Origin of the sequence: Bacillus cereus (genome assembly GCF_002564555.1) — a bacterium.
GTDB lineage: Bacteria > Bacillota > Bacilli > Bacillales > Bacillaceae_G > Bacillus_A > Bacillus_A cereus_K.
In genome coordinates this window covers 170,808-188,278 of sequence record NZ_NUVD01000017.1, presented here as the reverse complement: position 1 = coordinate 188,278, position 17,471 = coordinate 170,808, and the positions used below count along the sequence as shown (strand labels likewise).

The window sequence follows — 17,471 nt, the reverse complement described above, 5'->3', positions numbered from 1 at the left end:
TTTCTAGGCCGTCAGTTTCATGCTGACGGCCTTTCATATTCCATAAGCATAAATTCTTTTCCGCGGCTCAAAAAAATAGGCCCTTGCTGAAAACCTATATTTTTATATAGCGCGATCGCTCTTTTGTTAAATGTTGCTACACTCAGCCGAAACATTTTCGAATTAAATTCTCTTACCGCAAACGCTATCCCAGCTTGAAAAAATGTTTTTCCCATGCCTTTTCCTGTTAGCGCTGGCTTCATTCCAATTCCGATATCTACTACATCTTCTCCCGCATATAAATTAGCCTCTCTTCCCCCTGGCACTTGTGCATTTTCCCCAAAACAAAAATAGCCGATGAGCTCTCCTTTATCGTCACAATAGCCATAATACGTCCCATCTAGTAACTCTTCTACTACTTCAGACCCTCCTGAGAAACTATATAAATTATACGGCTCCTCGTACGTCCATGTATTTATTTCACTCGCTTCTTCTTCTGTTAATTTATGTATATCCATCCCTCTCGCTCCTTATCAAATATTTTATATATTTACTCATTCATTTTTCACATTCGATTTCCCTCTAATCGTAATATGCATAATTACATACGCACACTCATTAAACAAATGGTACAATTTATTCGAATCGCTGTTGCTACACTTCTTGATTTAAGAAAAGGCGTTAAACGGAAATTAGCGTCTTATCAAACTCAAGCAATTGACACACTTTGTCATCATGAAAGACACTCGAAAGAGTGTCTTTTTTTCTATATTTCATAAGGACTTACTCATTCCCAAAAATAAACGCATAAAATAATGTAACTCTTTACACGCATGAATCCCTTTCTAAAAGTTGTGAAGTAGATTCAAAATAAAAAAGCACTCTTGGCTAGAGTGCTTTTTACTTTCAAACAAGGAGGTTACATAATATGGATAGTACTCTCATATTTAACTTCGGCATTGGTATTGTCATTATTTTATTCGTCTTCTTTGTTCTTTGTATGAGCGGAGTATAGCAATCTTTTATGCTGATAACTCCTTTAAAGTATCACTTAATTTGAACTTTCTGAATTGTAATGAAGCAATCATTGCTGCCCCTGCTCCAAGTATCGCACTAGCTAGAGCCAATATGAAAACTTGATTATACGGAATAATAATAACCGTTAACTCTAAGCTTGATAACACAATATAACTAAACAAAATCTCCTTTTTGAATTTGAAGATTGATACCTTTTAATATCTTTACTTTACTATCCCCAATATCAAACGATTTTTCTAACCTTTCCATTTCAATAATATTCATCCCTATATCCCCTACTATTTTGTATTTTTTTGTCACATACTAACATGCATTCCACATTAGCTAATTAAAATTCCACTTTATTTCTCACATCAGAAAAGTTGACTCTCGCAATAAAAGTAACCATACTAGTTACACGAATATATAAAAACTATTCACATATCCACAAATAGGAGGAAGAACAATGAAACATGTAATCGTTTATGCACACCCGAATACAGAAAGCTTCAACCATGCTATTTTAGCAACTGTAAAAAGTGAATTAGAAGGAAAGGGTCATGAAGTACGCGTTCGTGATTTATACGAATTAAACTTCAATCCAGTATTAAGCGCTTCCGATTTCATCTCATTTTCTCAAGGAAATACACCAGAAGATATTAAAACAGAACAAGAGCATATCTCTTGGGCTGATAGCATTACATTCATTTACCCAGTTTGGTGGGCAGGACTTCCCGCTATTTTAAAAGGATATGTTGACCGCGTATTTAGCCACGGCTTCGCTTATGCTTACGGTGCAAATGGTATTGAAAAGTTATTAAGCGGTAAAAAAGGCTTATTATTATCTACAATGGGAAACACGAAAGAAGCATACATAGCAGGCGGTATGTTTGACGCAATGAAGAAAACAGCGGATGTTGGTATTTTTGAATTTACAGGCATTGAAACACTTGAGCATACATTCTATACGAGCGTCCCTTCTGTGGATAATGATGTGCGTAAACAATACCTTGAAGAAGTGAAAGACGTTGTGAATCGTGCATTTTAATAAAAAAACTCCGGTTTTAACAGCCGGAGTTTTTTTATTTTATCATCAATTTCGGAATATATCTTTGAAGAATACTTTCTAATTCATTCATTTTTTCTCGTCCGCGATATAAAAATATATTTTCTTTTGGATTTTCCCATGTTGATGTTTTATATCCTTTTAATTCTTCGTATAAAAGAAGTTCAATCCGTTTATTCCCCTCGTTAAGTTCCTAATTCTTTACAGGGTAATTGCACCAAATTAATATATAGACAACTATAATCTCATTAAAATTCTATTACTTAAAATATTTGAGTATAGGGTAGAAAAATAAAAAAACGAATCATGGACTCTTTTAAGTACCACGATTCGCGATAGTAATTCATTGATTACTTAGATTTTAATTTTTTGCGTTCTGCCTCAATTTCGGAACGTAAAGCAGCTTCAGGATAACGATCTATTTTCCCGTTTCCTTCTTGTACAAGGTTATTTAAAGTATCTTCTGTCTGCTCTTCAACAATTACAATGACACCTGTTTTCCCAGGTTTAATCGATTTTAATGTATTTTCAAAAACAGAGTATGCATGTGTTACTTCTTTTTTATCCTGAAAAATACCAATTGTGGATCCAATTAGCCCACCTAATAATACGCCGAAAGGTCCACCCAGTATTCCAACAAACATACCGATTAAACCGCCTTTATTTGTTTTATCAGCACCAGTTATATCTAAAAAGTCTTCTACTGATAATTCACCATCTATTTTGCGTTTTATAACGGCAATTTGATCTACTTTTAATTGATGCTCAAGGTGAAGTTTTTTAATGACAGAGAATGTTTTGTATGACTGTATATCTTCCTGAAATGTAAGTACAACAGCTTGTTTTTCCATATTTAAAACCTGCCTTTCTCTTCAATTATCATAACATATGTACAAGATTTCGGTCCACTTATTCCTAAAAATGGTTTTTGCATCGACGTTACTCTTTTTGATAAAACACAATAATTAAAAAGCTTTTACTTTGGGACCGCCAGTATTTCGGAATTTGTTGGTGCTACCTCAATTATTCATAAAAAAACAGGCAACCTCTTCCGGTTACCTGCATTTCATTACATCTTCTCAATCCAATCCGTCAAGTTATGCACAACTTGCGTCGGTTGTACTTCATATTCTGTTAACTTCTCCACAGTTGTTACTCCAGTGTGGACAAGAAGGGTATGCATACCAGCATTTATCCCCGCTAAAATATCTGTATCGTAGTTATCCCCAACCATTAAGGCTTCGTCTTTTCCTATGCCAAGCACTTTTAATGCTTGTTCCATAATGATTGATTCTGGTTTTCCGATAAAGATTGGGTCCACGCCTGTTGATACTGCTACAACTGATGTTAATGAACCGTTCCCTGGTAATAATCCTCGCTCAGTCGGAATGGCAATATCCCCATTTGTAGAAATAAACGTTGCACCGTTTCGCACAGCAAGACACGCTTTTGCTAATTTTTCATATGTGATGTCACGGTCTAAACCAACAACAACGAAATCAGGATTTTCATCCACAAGTTCAAACCCTTTTTCCACAAGTGCATCATGTAAGCCCTCTTCACCAATCATGTACACAGTAGCATTTTGTTTACGTTCATAAATAAAGTTCGCTGTTGCCATACTCGTTGTGAATACTTGCTCGGCTTTCGCTGGAATATCGAAACGAACAAGTTTTTCCGCTACTTGTTCTGGTTTACGAGTCGAGTTATTTGTAACGAATAAATACGGAATACCACGCTCTCCTAACGCTTTTACGAAGTCGCTTGCTTCTTCAATTTGTTCTTCTCCGCGATACATTGTACCGTCTAAGTCAATTAAATAACCTTTATACATATTCTGCATCTCCTTCTACGCTAGCGTTCTCATCTATCATACCACTCTTATATTACCCGCTTTTTCCAAAGAAAAAAACGCTTTACCTTAAAGCGCCCCATAACGTTCATTTTTTCTCTTTTACTTGATAAGAACAACTGCAATCTCCCTCGCACATGTTCGCTAGCGTCTTTACTTCTGCACCTACAAATAAACGCTTATACATCTCTTTTTCATCTTCACATACTTGCGGAAACCTCTCTGCAATTTCCTTTAACGGACAATTTTGTTTTTCAATTACGAAAGAGCGATCTCCATCTCTCTTTATTTGCACCATATAACCGTTTCTCTCTTGCATCGTTGCTACCTCTTGAACTTTATATGCCAAGTTCTTTTGATTGCTGACTCTCTTTTGCAAATTTTCTTCCAGCCGCTTCGTTCTCTCTTTTAAAACGTAACGAAGTATTTTTTCATCGCCCATTCGAGCTAAATCTTCTAGCATATCAATCGCAAATTGCTTATACTCTTTTGGGAATGTATCTTCTCCCTTTTCACTTAATCCATACAAATAAGTTGGTCTTCCGACATTTTGTCTTACCATCTTAGAATAAATAAGTCCATCTTTCTCAAGATTACTTAAATGCCTTCGGATCGCCATTTCCGTAATCTCTAACACTTCAGCTAATTCTGCTACCGTATGCTCTCCCTTTACTTTCAACAATTGGACAATCTCTTCTTTCGTAGTGCGTGCTTCCCCCATACTTCACCCTTCTCTCTTTTCTTTCTCACATACAATATAAGATCCCCAAAAGGCATTCCCCGGGGATCTTATAAGCATAATTATTCTGGTACAAATGCAGATACAGGTCCTAATTCCTTTTCTAAATAACTGCGAATATTCGCTGGGTATTTCTCTACCACTGCGATATGTTTTTGAATCGTCTCATATAATTCATCATGATTCATTTGAATATAATCTTGCGTAAGCATTTTTCGAAGAAGGATTACTTCTTTCATTCCTACTCCTTCTTCTGCACTTATCACTCGCTCGTCCATTAAAATATCGATAATATCTTCATAACTTCCTGGATCGCGCATAATAAATCCATCAATCATCGCATTTCCTACATCTAATACACAATCAATCATAAGATGGGCTATGCGCTCTAATGCATAAAATTCAAACTCGGTTTCATATATCTTCTTCTCTTGAAATGTATTTGTTGCTCGTTCTAAACATACTAGCATTTGGTCTATTTTTTTTCTGTCTACGAAGTACATTCATGTCACCTACCTGGAAATTAAAGCATTTACATTTTAATTGTAACGCTTTCTTCTGAAAAAATCGACAATTTTTCGAATTCACCTTTTCTCCATTATTTGTTATAGTTATACCTGTATGATTTTTGAAATTGGAGGAATGGAATCTTGGAACGTGAACTCGCACTAGAAATTGTCCGTGTAACAGAAGCAGCAGCCTTAGCATCCGCACAGTGGATGGGTCGCGGAAAGAAGAATGAAGCAGATGATGCAGCAACTACAGCTATGCGTGATATGTTCGATTCAGTAAACATGGCAGGTACAGTTGTAATTGGTGAAGGAGAACTTGATGAAGCACCGATGTTATATATTGGTGAAGAACTAGGAACAGGTAACGGTCCAGAAGTAGATATCGCCGTTGACCCGTTAGAAGGTACAAACATCGTTGCAAAAGGTCTTGCAAATGCAATGGCAGTTATCGCAATCGCAGATAAAGGAAACCTTCTTCATGCTCCTGATATGTACATGGAAAAAATCGCGGTTGGTCCAAAAGCAGCTGGTAAAATCAGCTTAGATGATCCAATTGAAAAAACAATTGAAATTGTAGCAGAAGCTAACAATAAAAAAATTCGTGATCTAACAGTTATCGTCCAAGAACGTGAACGTCATCAAGATATTATTAACCGTGTTCGCGCAAAAGGTGCACGCGTAAAATTATTTGGTGATGGAGATGTTGGTGCGTCAATCGCAACAGCACTACCTGGAACAGGTATCGACTTATTCGTAGGTATTGGCGGAGCTCCAGAAGGCGTTATTTCTGCAGCAGCATTAAAATGCCTTGAAGGTGAAATGCAAGCTCGCTTAGTTCCAATGAATGAAGAAGAAGAAGCTCGTTGTCGTGACATGGGATTAGAAGATCCTCGTCAACTTCTTATGTTAGATGACTTAGTAGCTGGTGATGATGCAATCTTCTCAGCAACAGGTGTTTCTGCTGGTGAATTATTAGACGGCGTGAAATTCCTTGGCGGAGATTTAGCTGAAACATATTCTATCGTTATGCGTTACAAAACAAGAACGGTACGATTCATTAAAACGCATCACCATTTAGATCATAAACCACACTTAAACTTAGATATTTAATAAAAGGAGCCATGTATATGGAAGAACGTTTCTTTCTGTACGACGATACAGTCGCTACAAAAACTCGTTTCGTTAGCTTTATGGGGGAAAATGAGCGTCATGATTTAGCACTTTTATACTCCGATCGTCATTACGGTAAAACAATTGTACTTGATATGCAGCGCAATAAATTTGCAATCATCGGTCCTGACGATTTAAACGAACCAGGCTACTTAGAGCACGCATTTTCTATGTCTGAAGAAATTGCAGAAGAATTACGCTCATTTTTATTTGAACTTATATAATTTATCTCAAACACCAGCTATTTTAGCTGGTGTTTTTTTACAGTAATCATTTTGAATTTTCAATCTCTTATGGTATACTTATGAACAAATCTATTTGGATAGAAAGGACGTTATCTACGTATGCCAACAACTACTTTGTAATGGACCAGCAATTGGATAGCATTACTCTCAAAAAAGCACCGTGCTTTTTCAAGGGAGTAGTCTGCCCATTCCCATTACAAAGGAACGTAAGGCATCTGTAGTATGATGTTTACGGAGGTTCCTCTTTGGGGGAATCTCCTTTTATTTTTGTCTCTTTCTCATGTCTTCATACTACAAGACATCCAAATAGCTGTATTACGTTTCTTTGCCACTAATATAAGAGGTGAAGAAAATGCAGAACGTACAACTTTCTTGGAGTTTATATGAAAATCAGCAAAACACAATCGAAAAATATTGTAAAAATTGCAGACGTACTACCCTATTTACCGATACGAATATTCGTAGGCATAACGCCAATGGAAAAAACATATACCGCTTTGCCATTTATAAATGTCCAAACGATCATACGTGGAATCAAAAACTGCGCATTTATAAATCATTTACTGATCATGTGGAAACAGTCGATATGACTCAGCAAGACGAAACAGAATCAAGTACTACCATTTCCATTACGCAACATAAAGAAAGTGGCATAGCTGAAATTACAATCGTATTAGACATCGTTTTCGGCTCCCACCGAATTGATAAAGCCTTATCCACATATATCTCTGATTGGAGCCGTACACTCATTGTGGATAAAATAAAAAATGGGGATATTCAATTGAACGGACAACAAATGAAACCAAACGCATTACTTTCTGAAGGCGATTCTATTTCGATTTGTTTATAAACGAGAATATGAAAAAATCCTCTTACAATCGTAAGAGGATTTTTTCATTTCTTCACTTTTCGTAATACAAAATGTGCACAACCGAAGTTACAGTACTCGTATAAATACTCTGATAACGTACTAATTTTCGTGTCATATGTTGAACGTTGATTACTATCATCAAAGAATCCGCGCAATCTAAGTTGCTCATAACCCCAGTCCCCAACGATGTAATCATATTTATTTAAAATTTCTGCATAGCGCTCTTTAAATGCTTCTTCACGAAAACCGTCACGAAAGTTTTTAATTACTTCGTACTGAACATTATTAATGCTCACCGTAGCATGAATCTCTTGCTTTTGCTCCATCATTAACTTCCTCTCTAAGCATTCTTCTTTTTATCGTATCACAAAGCATACCAACCAACAATTTCAAATACAAAAAATTGCAAATTAGTACATGCTATGGAGAAGGAGGTGATACATCGTGAAAAAACAAATTGTACTTTCCCTTCTCACTCTTTCCCTATTTGCGGGCTGCCAATCAACTAATAAAGCCGAAATGGAACGCGAAGAAGGAAGCCGTGTTCTTGTTTCTAATAAAAACGACATGTATCATACAGAAAATACAAATACAAGGCTCACAAGAGTCGGCTACTCATCCAAACAAAAAAATGAAGTATCTAACAAACAAGTAGGGGCCATTAACCGCGAGAAAGTTGCTGAAATGATCACAAGCATGACAGTCAAACTTCCTGACGTTACAAATGCTGCTACACTCGTTACCGATGATGAAGTGTTCGTTGTATATCGTGCAAACACAACGGATCAGAAACTCGTAGCAGATCAAGTATATAAAACAGCTTTGTCCATCGTCCCTCGCTATTATAAAGCATATGTATCAACAAACCAAAAGTTGATTTCTCAAATTCAAGGTCTTCAATCCGGTAGCTTAAATGATACAGAGTATGAACAAAGTCTTGATATGCTCAAACGTGAAATGAGCAATAATCCTCATTTGAACAATACTGAGAATCAAACTTTAAATAATATGATTAAAAAATAAAAGGTGGAGAAAACCTCCACCTTTTTTACTATTTCTTACGATCCGCATAAACCTCCATCGCATCACACATAAACTGCGCTAAGCCTTCACCAAACTTATCGATATTTTTCGTAAAGCGTTCATCAGCGACGTACATTTGACCGAGTCCCTTAAAAGCATCTAATGAATAGTGACCAAAGTTTTGCAAGTAATCGTACCATACCTTGATAGCTTCCTGCGCCTCCTTAGAATCGGGTGCACCGTGTCTAAGCGTCGCTAAATTTCTATAAATATCATTAAACTCTTCTTGCTTCTCTTTTGACATACCTTTTGCATAGTCGTTCGCTTTATCTACAGCTGCGTCCCCCCATCTTTCACGTGCTTCTTCTTCATATGGGTTATGGCTGAAATCGAATCCTTCAAATTTCTCTTTGTTCGTCATTTCAATCTCTCCTTTTGTATGTTGAATAGTTTTATCAATCGTCGCAATCACCTTATCTAACCTGGCACGCTTTTCAAGAAGCATTTTCTTATGAAGCTCTAGTGCCTCTTCGCGATCAAATGATGGACTCATGATAATTTCTTTAATTTTCTTCAAAGGGAAGCCAAGCTCTTTAAAAAATAAGATTTGCTGCAATGTCTCTAAATTTTCATTGGAATACAGACGATATCCAGACTCTGTCGTCTCGTCTGGGGTTAACAACCCAATTTCATCGTAATGATGCAGTGTGCGCACACTAATTCCAACTAAATCAGCTACTTCTTTTACTCTCATTGTCATGTGTATCTCCCCCTTAATACATACGATAAAGTATGACGCAACGTTAGAGTCAATAAGTAAATTCATTTTATCCCGCTATTTGCGGGCAGTAAACTCTCACCTCAAAATTCGGCGAATGCGAGGCAGTTAGGTAGGAGATAGCTTCCCGTAAAGCCCGATTGGTGAAGCTAATAATCAGTGCGGAATGGACAAGATTCCCACTGATTAAAATTTCACTTTGTCTCTAAAAGTTTCATCTCTCTTATATTTCATGCATAATAGATATGTACATATATTAGAAAGCGGTGAAAGTATGGTTTCAAATACGGTAATTGCCAGTATCACAATTCAGCTTGTGCTTTCGATTCTGGTACCAATTATTGCGCTCGTTTATTTTCGTAAAAAATATCATATTAATTGGAAAATAGTTGGCGTTGGTGTCCTAATCTTTATCGGATTCACTCAAATTCTCGAAACACCATTCCAATTATTCATGCGTGGTAACCCCACAATATCTGAGTTTTTAAAGAATCCATTTATCTTTTCTATTTTCGGCGGACTAACTGCTGGTATTTTTGAAGAATTAGGGCGTTTCGTTGCCTTTTACTACTTACTGAAAAAATATCGAGATTATAAAGACGGCCTTGCGTACGGAATTGGTCACGGCGGTATTGAATCGATTTTAGTCGGCGGATTCGCTGGGCTTCAAACTCTTACCTTTGCAACATCTATTAACAATGGTAGCTTCGCTCAAATGGTTGAACAATACCCTCAGCTGGTTCATGTGAAGGATATGTTAATAGCGCAACCTGCCTATTTTTACTTATTCGGTAGCCTAGAAAGAATTATGGCACTCGTGTTGCAAATCGCCTTTACATTGCTTGTCTTATACGCAGTGAAACAGAAGAAATATATCTTCCTTGCGTACGCTATACTATTCCACGCATTTGTAGACTTTTTCGCGGCACTGTATCAAACAAAAACAATCAATATCTTTGTTGCGGAAGGAATTACACTTCTCTGTACAATTGGCGCTGTCGTTCTTATTCGTAAAATGAAAGAGACATTAATGAGTGTGCCGGAGTAAAAATAACCCACCATTTGGTGGGTTATTTTTCATGAGTATTGTCGCAATGATGATAACTTTTTCCTCCTTGCAGCTCCCTCTTTGTTTCTGCATCTATAACGATATATTTATGCAACTCCTCTACTTCATTTTGAGAAAAAGAAGCGAAAAAGTATACTTGGCGATCAGGATGAATAAACGAATCTTGAAGTACCAATCTACTACGACAGCCGACAGCTGTTTTTTGCATAAAAATAAATGCCTCATCGGCCACTTCTTTAAATAAGATTTTTTTACGAACGCTATACGCTGCATTGTTATATTCTTTATAAATTTTCTTATCTAACTGTTCGTAAAATACATCCTCACTCATAAATGGCTTATTTCGATTGCTCGGGTATTCTAATTTTTGATTAGATTCTGCATATGTTGTGGATAATTGCATAAGAAAACAAATACTGAATAAAATACATATCACTTTTTTCATAATCGCACCTCAGCTTTTCACCCCGCATTAACGGGCAGTAAGACTCCCATCTCAAAATTTGCCGAATGCGAAGGAGTTAGATGGGAGATCAACTGCCCGATTGGTTCAACTAATAATCAGTGGACAAATCTCCCACTGATTAAAGTTTCACTTTATTATCCACATTACTTTTCCACATACTTCAATCACTATACCCTTTCCAAGAAAAAGGAATTATTCCCACTTTTGTCGAAGTATATAGCGTCAACTTGAAAGATGGGGATGAATTATGAAGAAAATTATTGTCATACGACATTGTTCAGCAACTGGCCAAGAGCGTGATGCTGAATTAACTGTCGCCGGAAAAAATCAAGCAAACACCCTTGCTACATTCCTCTTAGAAAATCATCTACAAATAGATTATATTATTTCAAGTCCATTTGTCCGAGCTATCGATTCCATTCGGCCCTATGCTCTCCAAGCTAACTTATCTATCCAAGAAGATGAACGATTAGCCGAGCGAGTATTAAGCGATGCTCCAATGGATGATTGGATGCAAAAACTAGAATACACTTTCACAAACATAGATATAGCCTATTTAGGCGGAGAGTCAACAAAACAAGCGATGGATCGTGCCCTAACGCTTATCCAAGACGTTTTAAAATTAAACCATACTACGACACTACTCGTTACACATGGTAACTTACTTACGCTCATTTTAAAGCACTTTGATCATACTATCGGCTTTAGTGAATGGAGAACTTTAACGAATCCTGATATTTACGAAATTACAATCGATGAACCAAGTAGCATAAAACGATTATGGGAAGCATCGTCCAAGTAATATCCCTTTCCAAAACATTCAGTTGACGCCGCGAGAAGAGACTGTTCTAACAATAGAAAGGGGTATCATTTCATATGTACGAAGACGTACTTGCTTTACTACATAAAACAAATGTTTCTTATGAAAAATTCGAACACGAACCGGTACTCGATTATGAGACAGATCGGATTGTACGTGAAAGGCTTGGTTTACACGGTACTCCAAGTAAAAGCTTATTTTTAAAATCGAAATCTGGGGATTATTACGTATTTTTTACGTTAGAGGGAACCCGGCTTGACCGAGGAGAGATAAAAAAAATAACTGGGGAACACTTATCGCTCTGCTCTCCTGACGAGCTAAGAATGGAAACTGGTTGCACACCGGGCTGTGTAGCTCCTTTCGGTTATTCACAAGATGTGACAATTATTGTGGACAGTTCCATTTATACGTACGATAAAATTTTAATTACACCTGGTGTACCTGAATTTACGATTGAATTATCCACAGAGGAATTAAGAAAGATTTTATTATCATGCCCAAATACTGTTTTAGAACACAAACAAAAAGAGAGCTAATGATTAGCTCTCTTTTTTCATTATTTCGCTTCTGCTGTTTTTTCCTTTGCAGAACGTACTTGCTCGTCCGCATGGTAAGAAGAACGCACAAGTGGGCCAGCTTCACAGTGGCTAAATCCTTTGCTAAGTGCAATTTCTTTTAGCTCTGCAAATTCTGCTGGTGGGTAATATTTAAGAACTGGTAAATGCTTCTTAGATGGTTGTAGGTATTGTCCAAGAGTTAAAATATCCACATTGTTTGCACGTAAGTCATCCATTGCTTCAATTAAATCTTCTCTTGTTTCACCTAAGCCCACCATAATGCTCGATTTAGTTGGAATATCAGGCTGCATTTCTTTTGCTCTACGTAAAAACTCTAATGAACGGTCATACTTTGCTCTAGCGCGAACTCGGTCAGATAATCGACGTACTGTTTCAATGTTATGGTTCAAAATATCTGGTTTTGCATCCATTAACATTTTTAAGTTTTCTTCTACTCCACCCATATCAGATGGTAATACTTCGATAGACGTAAATGGATTCTTACGACGTACAGCGCGTACTGTTTCAGCAAAAACAGCTGCTCCGCCGTCCTTTAAATCATCACGTGCAACCGCTGTTATAACAACGTGCTTTAAGCCCATTTGTACTACTGAATCTGCTACGCGTTCTGGTTCTTGTAAATCAAGCTCAGTTGGTAAGCCTGTTTTAACCGCACAAAAACGACAAGCACGTGTACAAACCGCACCTAAGATCATAAATGTTGCTGTTTTCCTTACAGCCCAACACTCATGAATATTCGGACATTTCGCCTCTTCACAAACGGTATGAAGATTTTTAGAACGCATCATTTTCTTTAAGCCTGTATAGTTTTCATTCGTGTTTAACTTAATTTTCAACCATTCGGGCTTGCGCTTATATTCTGTTTGTTTTGTCATGGTTATCAACTCCGCACAATATGAAATAGTTTACCGTGTTCGCTTCTTTCAATGTAACATATCTATTCTAACGTATGAAAGCGATTTGCTCAAATGAAGATTCTAAGATTTTTTCCAATCGTTCCCTATAATGAAATACTCCGTATATCCCACACTAAAAAGAGTGATGTTGTGAAAGGAGTCTATTTCATGCTTCGAAAAATTTCTCTTTTGCTTTCGATTTGCTTTCTTCTCCACCAAAACATCGCTTACGGTGAAGATAATCAGCAAAGCATATACGAAAAGCGCATGGCACTATATAAAGAAACCGAGCAATCTTCAGGCATTCCGTGGTATTACTTAGCTGCAATGGATCAATATGAAAGAAATATACGGAGCGTAAGAAAAGATATTCCGAAAAAACCAGATGCCATTATTTCCCTTTATTTCAAACCAGAAATTTGGGCTGGACCTGTTAATAGTAACGATACTCTCCCCCATACAATTTCTCTATTTGGCGGAATAGGTTTAGATGGTGATAAAGATGGATTTGCAAATGCAAATAACGACCGTGATCTTCTGCATACAGCAGCGACTATTTTAAAGAAACAAGGAACGTCCGAAGACCGTATTAAAATTATGCTTTGGGAATATTATAGACGTGCGAAAACAGTTGATTTAATTACCGAATACGCCCAAATTTATAAACAGTTTGGACGTATTAATTTAGAAGGAAATGCTTTCCCTCTTCCAATTCGCAGTGACCACAGCTACCGCAGTACATTTGGTGCTGGTAGAAGTTTTGGCGGCAGAAGGATTCATGAAGGTACTGATATTTTTGCCAGATATGGCGTACCAGTCAGATCCACTTGCTATGGCATTATTGAAACGAAAGGCTGGAACCGTCTTGGTGGATGGCGCATCGGTATTCGCGACCTTCATAATAATTACCATTATTACGCTCACTTAGGCGGGTTCTCAAAAGAAATACAGCTCGGACAAATTGTCGAGCCAGGAAAAGTAATCGGATTTGTTGGTAGTACCGGCTACGGACCTCCTGGTACAGCTGGAAAATTTCCACCCCACTTACATTTCGGCATGTATAAAGACAATGGTTATACAGAATGGGCTTTCGATCCATACATGCATTTAAGTCTTTGGGAACGAAAAGAACGCGCAAATACAAAACGATAACCGTAGCATATTGCTACGGTTATTTTTTATCCCGCTATTTGCGGGCAGTAAGCCCCCCCACTGATTAAAGTTTCACTTTATATACAGCTAACTATCCGTTTTCTTTTTATCCGGTACAACAACTCCGCCACTTCCATAATAAGTAGGCACTTCCCCTTGAACGATACGCGTTGCAATCGGAACATCTTGTTTCACCTTTATTTCTTTCGTATGGAATGGAACAATGACTTGCAACGTTACTTCCATCTCCATAACAATTTGAATCGCTGTCGTATTAATCCCATGCGGCTCAATTTTTTGTTTAATATCCGTATTCACGTGACCAATTGTGGTGAAATCAATCGGAATATCTGGTCCTATATTTCCAAGAAGCGCATTATCCGTTACACGCCCAAAAGGAACCGACATCGTTGCCCCGTTTTTTTCAGAAAGACCTAACTCTTTCAAATTCCCTTTCTCTACTTGCTGTAAATATTTTTCTATGTATGTGGTCGTTGACGTTACGATTTCATTTACTTGCTTTGTATTTAAATTAATTGTGGATACTTTCCCGTTTTTATCATTTTGTACTTTCATTAATGAATCGACATCAAATCCTTCATTAATTCTATCCTTTACCGCCTTCGTCATGACTGCTGTTGCCATTTTATGCGTTTCTACTTCCCCATATTTAATTAATGTTGGCTGAAGGCTGCTATTCACAATCCATAATCCTTGCACAAGTAATATCACAAAAAGAATAAACGACATAAGCAGTATATACCGAAAGGAAATAGGCCCCCTTCGAAACCGCGAATTTCTCGAGCGAAATATACTCATAAAAAAACCTCCTTCTTATATCATTTCTATGCAAGAAGGAGGGACGATATATGCTTATCTCATTTTTAATAATGCTTCTTTTCCGATCGTTCCTACTGGAATACCTAACGCTTCAGCTCCAGTCGTTACCGATTCTAGTGGTGCTTCAAGAAGTTGTTCAATCGTTCTTACGCCAACCGCACGGCCAGCAATAATTCCTCGATCTCCTAACTTCTCATTTAAAAGACCTACATCTAATGCACCACACATAATATATCCTTTATCGCTCATTACAGCTAGCAAATTTGTCTTTGGAAGTTTTACGCTAACTGCAATGAACGTATAGTTATCAATTATAATTGTCTCTACATTAACCATAGTTCACACTCCTCTCTTTCTTATCTGTATGACAAGAGAAAAATGAGTGTTACAAGTTAACTAGCCTATAGTTTGACGGAAGATGTATGAGTTATCAACACGTCTGTTAACACATCTCTAAGTAGTTCTGGCATATAATATCGTTTGTCAGAAAGTGTGGATAGCTCTGGGTATAAGTATCCGAATGTAAACATATCAATCGTTCCTATCGTATATATACGATCTAATTCGAGCGATTCTCCGTTAATTAATACATCTTCCAATAAAATTTTATTCCCAGGAATCGTATCTGGAATGACTTCTACACCAGAATAAATCATTTTCCCCATTACTTTTCCACGAAATCCGAATCCTTTCACCTCAAGATTCTCCATATTCGGGCGGCGTGCTTTCAAAATAACTTCTCTTAATATCTTTCCTGGCACTTTCAACGCACACGGATTAATTGGATGTGGACAAATTCTGTGAATATCTCCGCGCGTCACAACCCCTTCTTCTAATCCTTCAAGAAGTACGCCAGCATTCACCATTCCAATCTCTGCACCACACCATTTCTTCAGCGCACTTGCTAACATGTGCGAAAATGTCGTCTCATGAAACCAATCAACCGATAATGATTCCTTTAAATGAACGACAGGCTCTGCCATTATATGCTTACTTTCCTCCTGCAACACCTCAATTGTGGATAACGGTTCGCTATAAGCACCTAACCGTTCTGTCTTAATCGCTCTACCGTCTTTCTTCAACAGTTTCTTCGTCTCTTTATCCACAGTAAGCTGAACGTGACCAACGTAACGTCCCCACTTTTCACAACAACAAAGTAAAGTATTATTCACAAGAACACCACGCTCAAATAAATGATGCGTATGTGCCCCTAAAATAACATCTATATCATAATGCTCTGCCATATACTCATCCATACTTTTTCCAAGGTGAGAAAGGACAACTGTAATATGCGCTGTATCCTTAACTTCTTCTAAAATAGACTCTAAATGGATGATTGGATCTTCAATATGCCAATCTAACATATGATAAAACTCTGGATACGCTACCGTTAATCCTATAAAGGCAATCGTAATCCCATCTGTCGTTGTATGTAATTTATAAGGCTTCGCCCACGCCGGACGTACACCTTCTTTTTCAAATAAATTCGCGACGAGCACCTCGAACCCAGCATCATCATATAGACGATTCAAATGCTCCTTCGCTAGCGTAATTCCTTCATTATTTCCGATCGTTACATAATCATATAATGCCTCATTTAAAAGCTTCGTATTTCCAAGCCCATTTGTCGCTTCCGAAATACTATGAAAACGATCCACATGATCGCCAATATCTACAGTGAAAACAGTCTCTCCCGCTCCCTGTCTTCTCTTTTTCTCCCCTTGTACAAACCGAGAAATTTGCGGCCAATTTTCAAAATGACTATGTATATCGTTTGTATGATAAAGGTGGATGATTGTTTCTTTATTTATATTCAGAGAAAAAACCTCCTCTCAGTTCCTTACTGCCATTTACGCTATACGTACGCAATAATCCTGTAAATACTTTTCGTCTTTTCTTGCTATTTTACATTGTACTCGCATTATGAGAAAAAGCCAAAGATTGCCCTTTTAATGTGAGAAACTTTATTTTTTTAATCTGTGGATACGGTGGATACGATTTAGGTTTGGGGTATACGGCCTCTCTTCACGTCCTAATTTGTTGATAAGTCGATGTTCCTTGTCGAATCGTCGACTTATTTGAAAAATCGCTGATATATGTAGCTGAACACTCACACCGCCATCCTAAATCAAACTTGAATACACAACACAAAAAAAGCGCCCTGCATAGCAGAGCGCTTTCTTCATACATTATCCAGTTCCAGCGGTTAGAATGTTCGGTGGCTTCACTTCTTCCTATGAGGCAAAAAACGCCTCTACGTCAGAAGCTCCATCCCCCTCACATTCTGAACGAGCCGCTTCCACTTTAAATATTGTCCAGCTTCGCCTCCTAACCCCTCATGTCTAAGAACCTTCCGCACCAGAAGATAAAAAGCATCTTCTGTGCGAAAGAACCTTAG

General features: G+C 37.5%; 21 protein-coding genes and 3 pseudogenes. 9 read left to right on the top strand and 15 right to left on the bottom strand.

All coding sequences use genetic code 11. From position 1 onward, the window contains the following. Nucleotides 1-17 precede the first annotated feature (17 nt). From COI75_RS09970 to COI75_RS27110, 3 genes and pseudogenes are all read right to left on the bottom strand, one after another. Nucleotides 18-497, bottom strand: coding sequence for a GNAT family N-acetyltransferase (locus tag COI75_RS09970; RefSeq protein WP_098380316.1), 480 nt, complete (start codon nt 495-497; stop codon nt 18-20). A 504-nt stretch (nt 498-1,001) separates the two neighbouring features. Continuing rightward, a pseudogene (locus tag COI75_RS26850) lies at nt 1,002-1,181 on the bottom strand (hypothetical protein); the annotation flags it as partial. After that, a pseudogene (locus COI75_RS27110) lies at nt 1,174-1,281 on the bottom strand (ABC transporter ATP-binding protein); the annotation flags it as partial. The pseudogenes COI75_RS27110 and COI75_RS26850, both read right to left, overlap by 8 nt. Before the next feature lie 181 nt (nt 1,282-1,462). On the opposite strand from COI75_RS27110, the gene COI75_RS09960 reads away from it, so the two are divergent. After that, nucleotides 1,463-2,044, top strand: coding sequence for an NAD(P)H-dependent oxidoreductase (locus COI75_RS09960; RefSeq protein WP_000683403.1), 582 nt, complete (start codon nt 1,463-1,465; stop codon nt 2,042-2,044). A gap of 34 nt (nt 2,045-2,078) precedes the next feature. On the opposite strand, the pseudogene COI75_RS09955 reads toward COI75_RS09960, so the two are convergent. From COI75_RS09955 to COI75_RS09935, 5 genes and pseudogenes are all read right to left on the bottom strand, one after another. Further along, a pseudogene (locus tag COI75_RS09955) lies at nt 2,079-2,239 on the bottom strand (iron ABC transporter substrate-binding protein); the annotation flags it as partial. Nucleotides 2,240-2,412: 173 nt separating this feature from the next. After that, complete coding sequence (locus tag COI75_RS09950; RefSeq protein WP_000414758.1) at nt 2,413-2,913, bottom strand: DUF1269 domain-containing protein; 501 nt, start codon at nt 2,911-2,913, stop codon at nt 2,413-2,415. Between the two features lie 218 nt (nt 2,914-3,131). Then, nucleotides 3,132-3,896 (bottom strand): TIGR01457 family HAD-type hydrolase, encoded by a 765-nt coding sequence (locus tag COI75_RS09945; protein ID WP_098386852.1) that lies wholly within the window; start codon nt 3,894-3,896, stop codon nt 3,132-3,134. Between the two features lie 106 nt (nt 3,897-4,002). Next, complete coding sequence (locus COI75_RS09940; protein ID WP_000503359.1) at nt 4,003-4,635, bottom strand: helix-turn-helix transcriptional regulator; 633 nt, start codon at nt 4,633-4,635, stop codon at nt 4,003-4,005. An 80-nt stretch (nt 4,636-4,715) separates the two neighbouring features. Further along, nucleotides 4,716-5,156: a DUF86 domain-containing protein gene (locus COI75_RS09935; RefSeq protein WP_098380315.1), complete on the bottom strand. Its 441-nt coding sequence runs from the start codon at nt 5,154-5,156 to the stop codon at nt 4,716-4,718. Between the two features lie 147 nt (nt 5,157-5,303). Between COI75_RS09935 and glpX the strand changes: the two genes are divergently transcribed. The 3 genes from glpX (at nt 5,304) to COI75_RS09915 (ending at nt 7,430) form a co-directional block, all read left to right on the top strand. Next, complete coding sequence (gene glpX, locus COI75_RS09930; protein ID WP_000439099.1) at nt 5,304-6,275, top strand: class II fructose-bisphosphatase; 972 nt, start codon at nt 5,304-5,306, stop codon at nt 6,273-6,275. A gap of 17 nt (nt 6,276-6,292) precedes the next feature. Beyond that, nucleotides 6,293-6,559 (top strand): DUF3055 domain-containing protein, encoded by a 267-nt coding sequence (locus COI75_RS09925; protein ID WP_000392608.1) that lies wholly within the window; start codon nt 6,293-6,295, stop codon nt 6,557-6,559. A 373-nt stretch (nt 6,560-6,932) separates the two neighbouring features. Further along, complete coding sequence (locus COI75_RS09915; RefSeq protein WP_098448342.1) at nt 6,933-7,430, top strand: cytoplasmic protein; 498 nt, start codon at nt 6,933-6,935, stop codon at nt 7,428-7,430. A gap of 44 nt (nt 7,431-7,474) precedes the next feature. On the opposite strand, the gene COI75_RS09910 is transcribed toward COI75_RS09915, so the two are convergent. Continuing rightward, nucleotides 7,475-7,777 carry a YutD family protein gene (locus tag COI75_RS09910; protein ID WP_000435940.1) on the bottom strand — a complete coding sequence of 101 codons (303 nt, stop codon included), beginning with the start codon at nt 7,775-7,777 and terminating at the stop codon, nt 7,475-7,477. Between the two features lie 118 nt (nt 7,778-7,895). Here COI75_RS09910 and COI75_RS09905 point away from each other — a divergent pair, with 118 nt between their 5' ends. Further along, nucleotides 7,896-8,474 carry a YhcN/YlaJ family sporulation lipoprotein gene (locus tag COI75_RS09905; protein WP_098448341.1) on the top strand — a complete coding sequence of 193 codons (579 nt, stop codon included), beginning with the start codon at nt 7,896-7,898 and terminating at the stop codon, nt 8,472-8,474. Nucleotides 8,475-8,502: 28 nt separating this feature from the next. Here COI75_RS09905 and COI75_RS09900 read toward each other — a convergent pair whose 3' ends face one another. Further along, a complete protein-coding gene (locus tag COI75_RS09900) occupies nt 8,503-9,234 on the bottom strand; it encodes a MerR family transcriptional regulator (RefSeq protein ID WP_098448340.1) in 732 nt (243 codons plus the stop codon). Between the two features lie 250 nt (nt 9,235-9,484). Here COI75_RS09900 and COI75_RS09895 point away from each other — a divergent pair, with 250 nt between their 5' ends. After that, entirely contained in the window at nt 9,485-10,300 is an 816-nt protein-coding gene (locus tag COI75_RS09895; protein WP_141535098.1) for a YhfC family intramembrane metalloprotease, read from the top strand. Nucleotides 10,301-10,322: 22 nt separating this feature from the next. Here COI75_RS09895 and COI75_RS09890 read toward each other — a convergent pair whose 3' ends face one another. Next, nucleotides 10,323-10,766, bottom strand: coding sequence for a hypothetical protein (locus COI75_RS09890; RefSeq protein WP_000755569.1), 444 nt, complete (start codon nt 10,764-10,766; stop codon nt 10,323-10,325). A gap of 268 nt (nt 10,767-11,034) precedes the next feature. Between COI75_RS09890 and COI75_RS09885 the strand changes: the two genes are divergently transcribed. Then, complete coding sequence (locus COI75_RS09885) at nt 11,035-11,589, top strand: histidine phosphatase family protein (RefSeq protein ID WP_000721040.1); 555 nt, start codon at nt 11,035-11,037, stop codon at nt 11,587-11,589. 74 nt (nt 11,590-11,663) lie between these two features. Next, nucleotides 11,664-12,143: a YbaK/EbsC family protein gene (locus tag COI75_RS09880; protein WP_000272739.1), complete on the top strand. Its 480-nt coding sequence runs from the start codon at nt 11,664-11,666 to the stop codon at nt 12,141-12,143. 20 nt (nt 12,144-12,163) lie between these two features. Here COI75_RS09880 and lipA read toward each other — a convergent pair whose 3' ends face one another. Then, the gene (lipA, locus tag COI75_RS09875; protein ID WP_000166369.1) at nt 12,164-13,060 is read right to left on the bottom strand and encodes a lipoyl synthase; all 897 of its coding nucleotides are present in this window, start codon (nt 13,058-13,060) and stop codon (nt 12,164-12,166) included. A 189-nt stretch (nt 13,061-13,249) separates the two neighbouring features. Between lipA and COI75_RS09870 the strand changes: the two genes are divergently transcribed. Further along, nucleotides 13,250-14,233 carry a M23 family metallopeptidase gene (locus COI75_RS09870; RefSeq protein ID WP_000944680.1) on the top strand — a complete coding sequence of 328 codons (984 nt, stop codon included), beginning with the start codon at nt 13,250-13,252 and terminating at the stop codon, nt 14,231-14,233. 87 nt (nt 14,234-14,320) lie between these two features. Here COI75_RS09870 and yunB read toward each other — a convergent pair whose 3' ends face one another. The 3 genes from yunB to COI75_RS09855 form a co-directional block, all read right to left on the bottom strand. Beyond that, the gene (yunB, locus tag COI75_RS09865) at nt 14,321-15,052 is read right to left on the bottom strand and encodes a sporulation protein YunB (protein WP_002095180.1); all 732 of its coding nucleotides are present in this window, start codon (nt 15,050-15,052) and stop codon (nt 14,321-14,323) included. A 54-nt stretch (nt 15,053-15,106) separates the two neighbouring features. Further along, the gene (locus COI75_RS09860; protein ID WP_000248476.1) at nt 15,107-15,409 is read right to left on the bottom strand and encodes a YunC family protein; all 303 of its coding nucleotides are present in this window, start codon (nt 15,407-15,409) and stop codon (nt 15,107-15,109) included. 65 nt (nt 15,410-15,474) lie between these two features. Then, nucleotides 15,475-16,866, bottom strand: a complete 1,392-nt coding sequence (locus tag COI75_RS09855) for a bifunctional metallophosphatase/5'-nucleotidase (protein WP_080013104.1) — start codon at nt 16,864-16,866, stop codon at nt 15,475-15,477. Between the last annotated feature and the right edge of the window lie 605 nt (nt 16,867-17,471).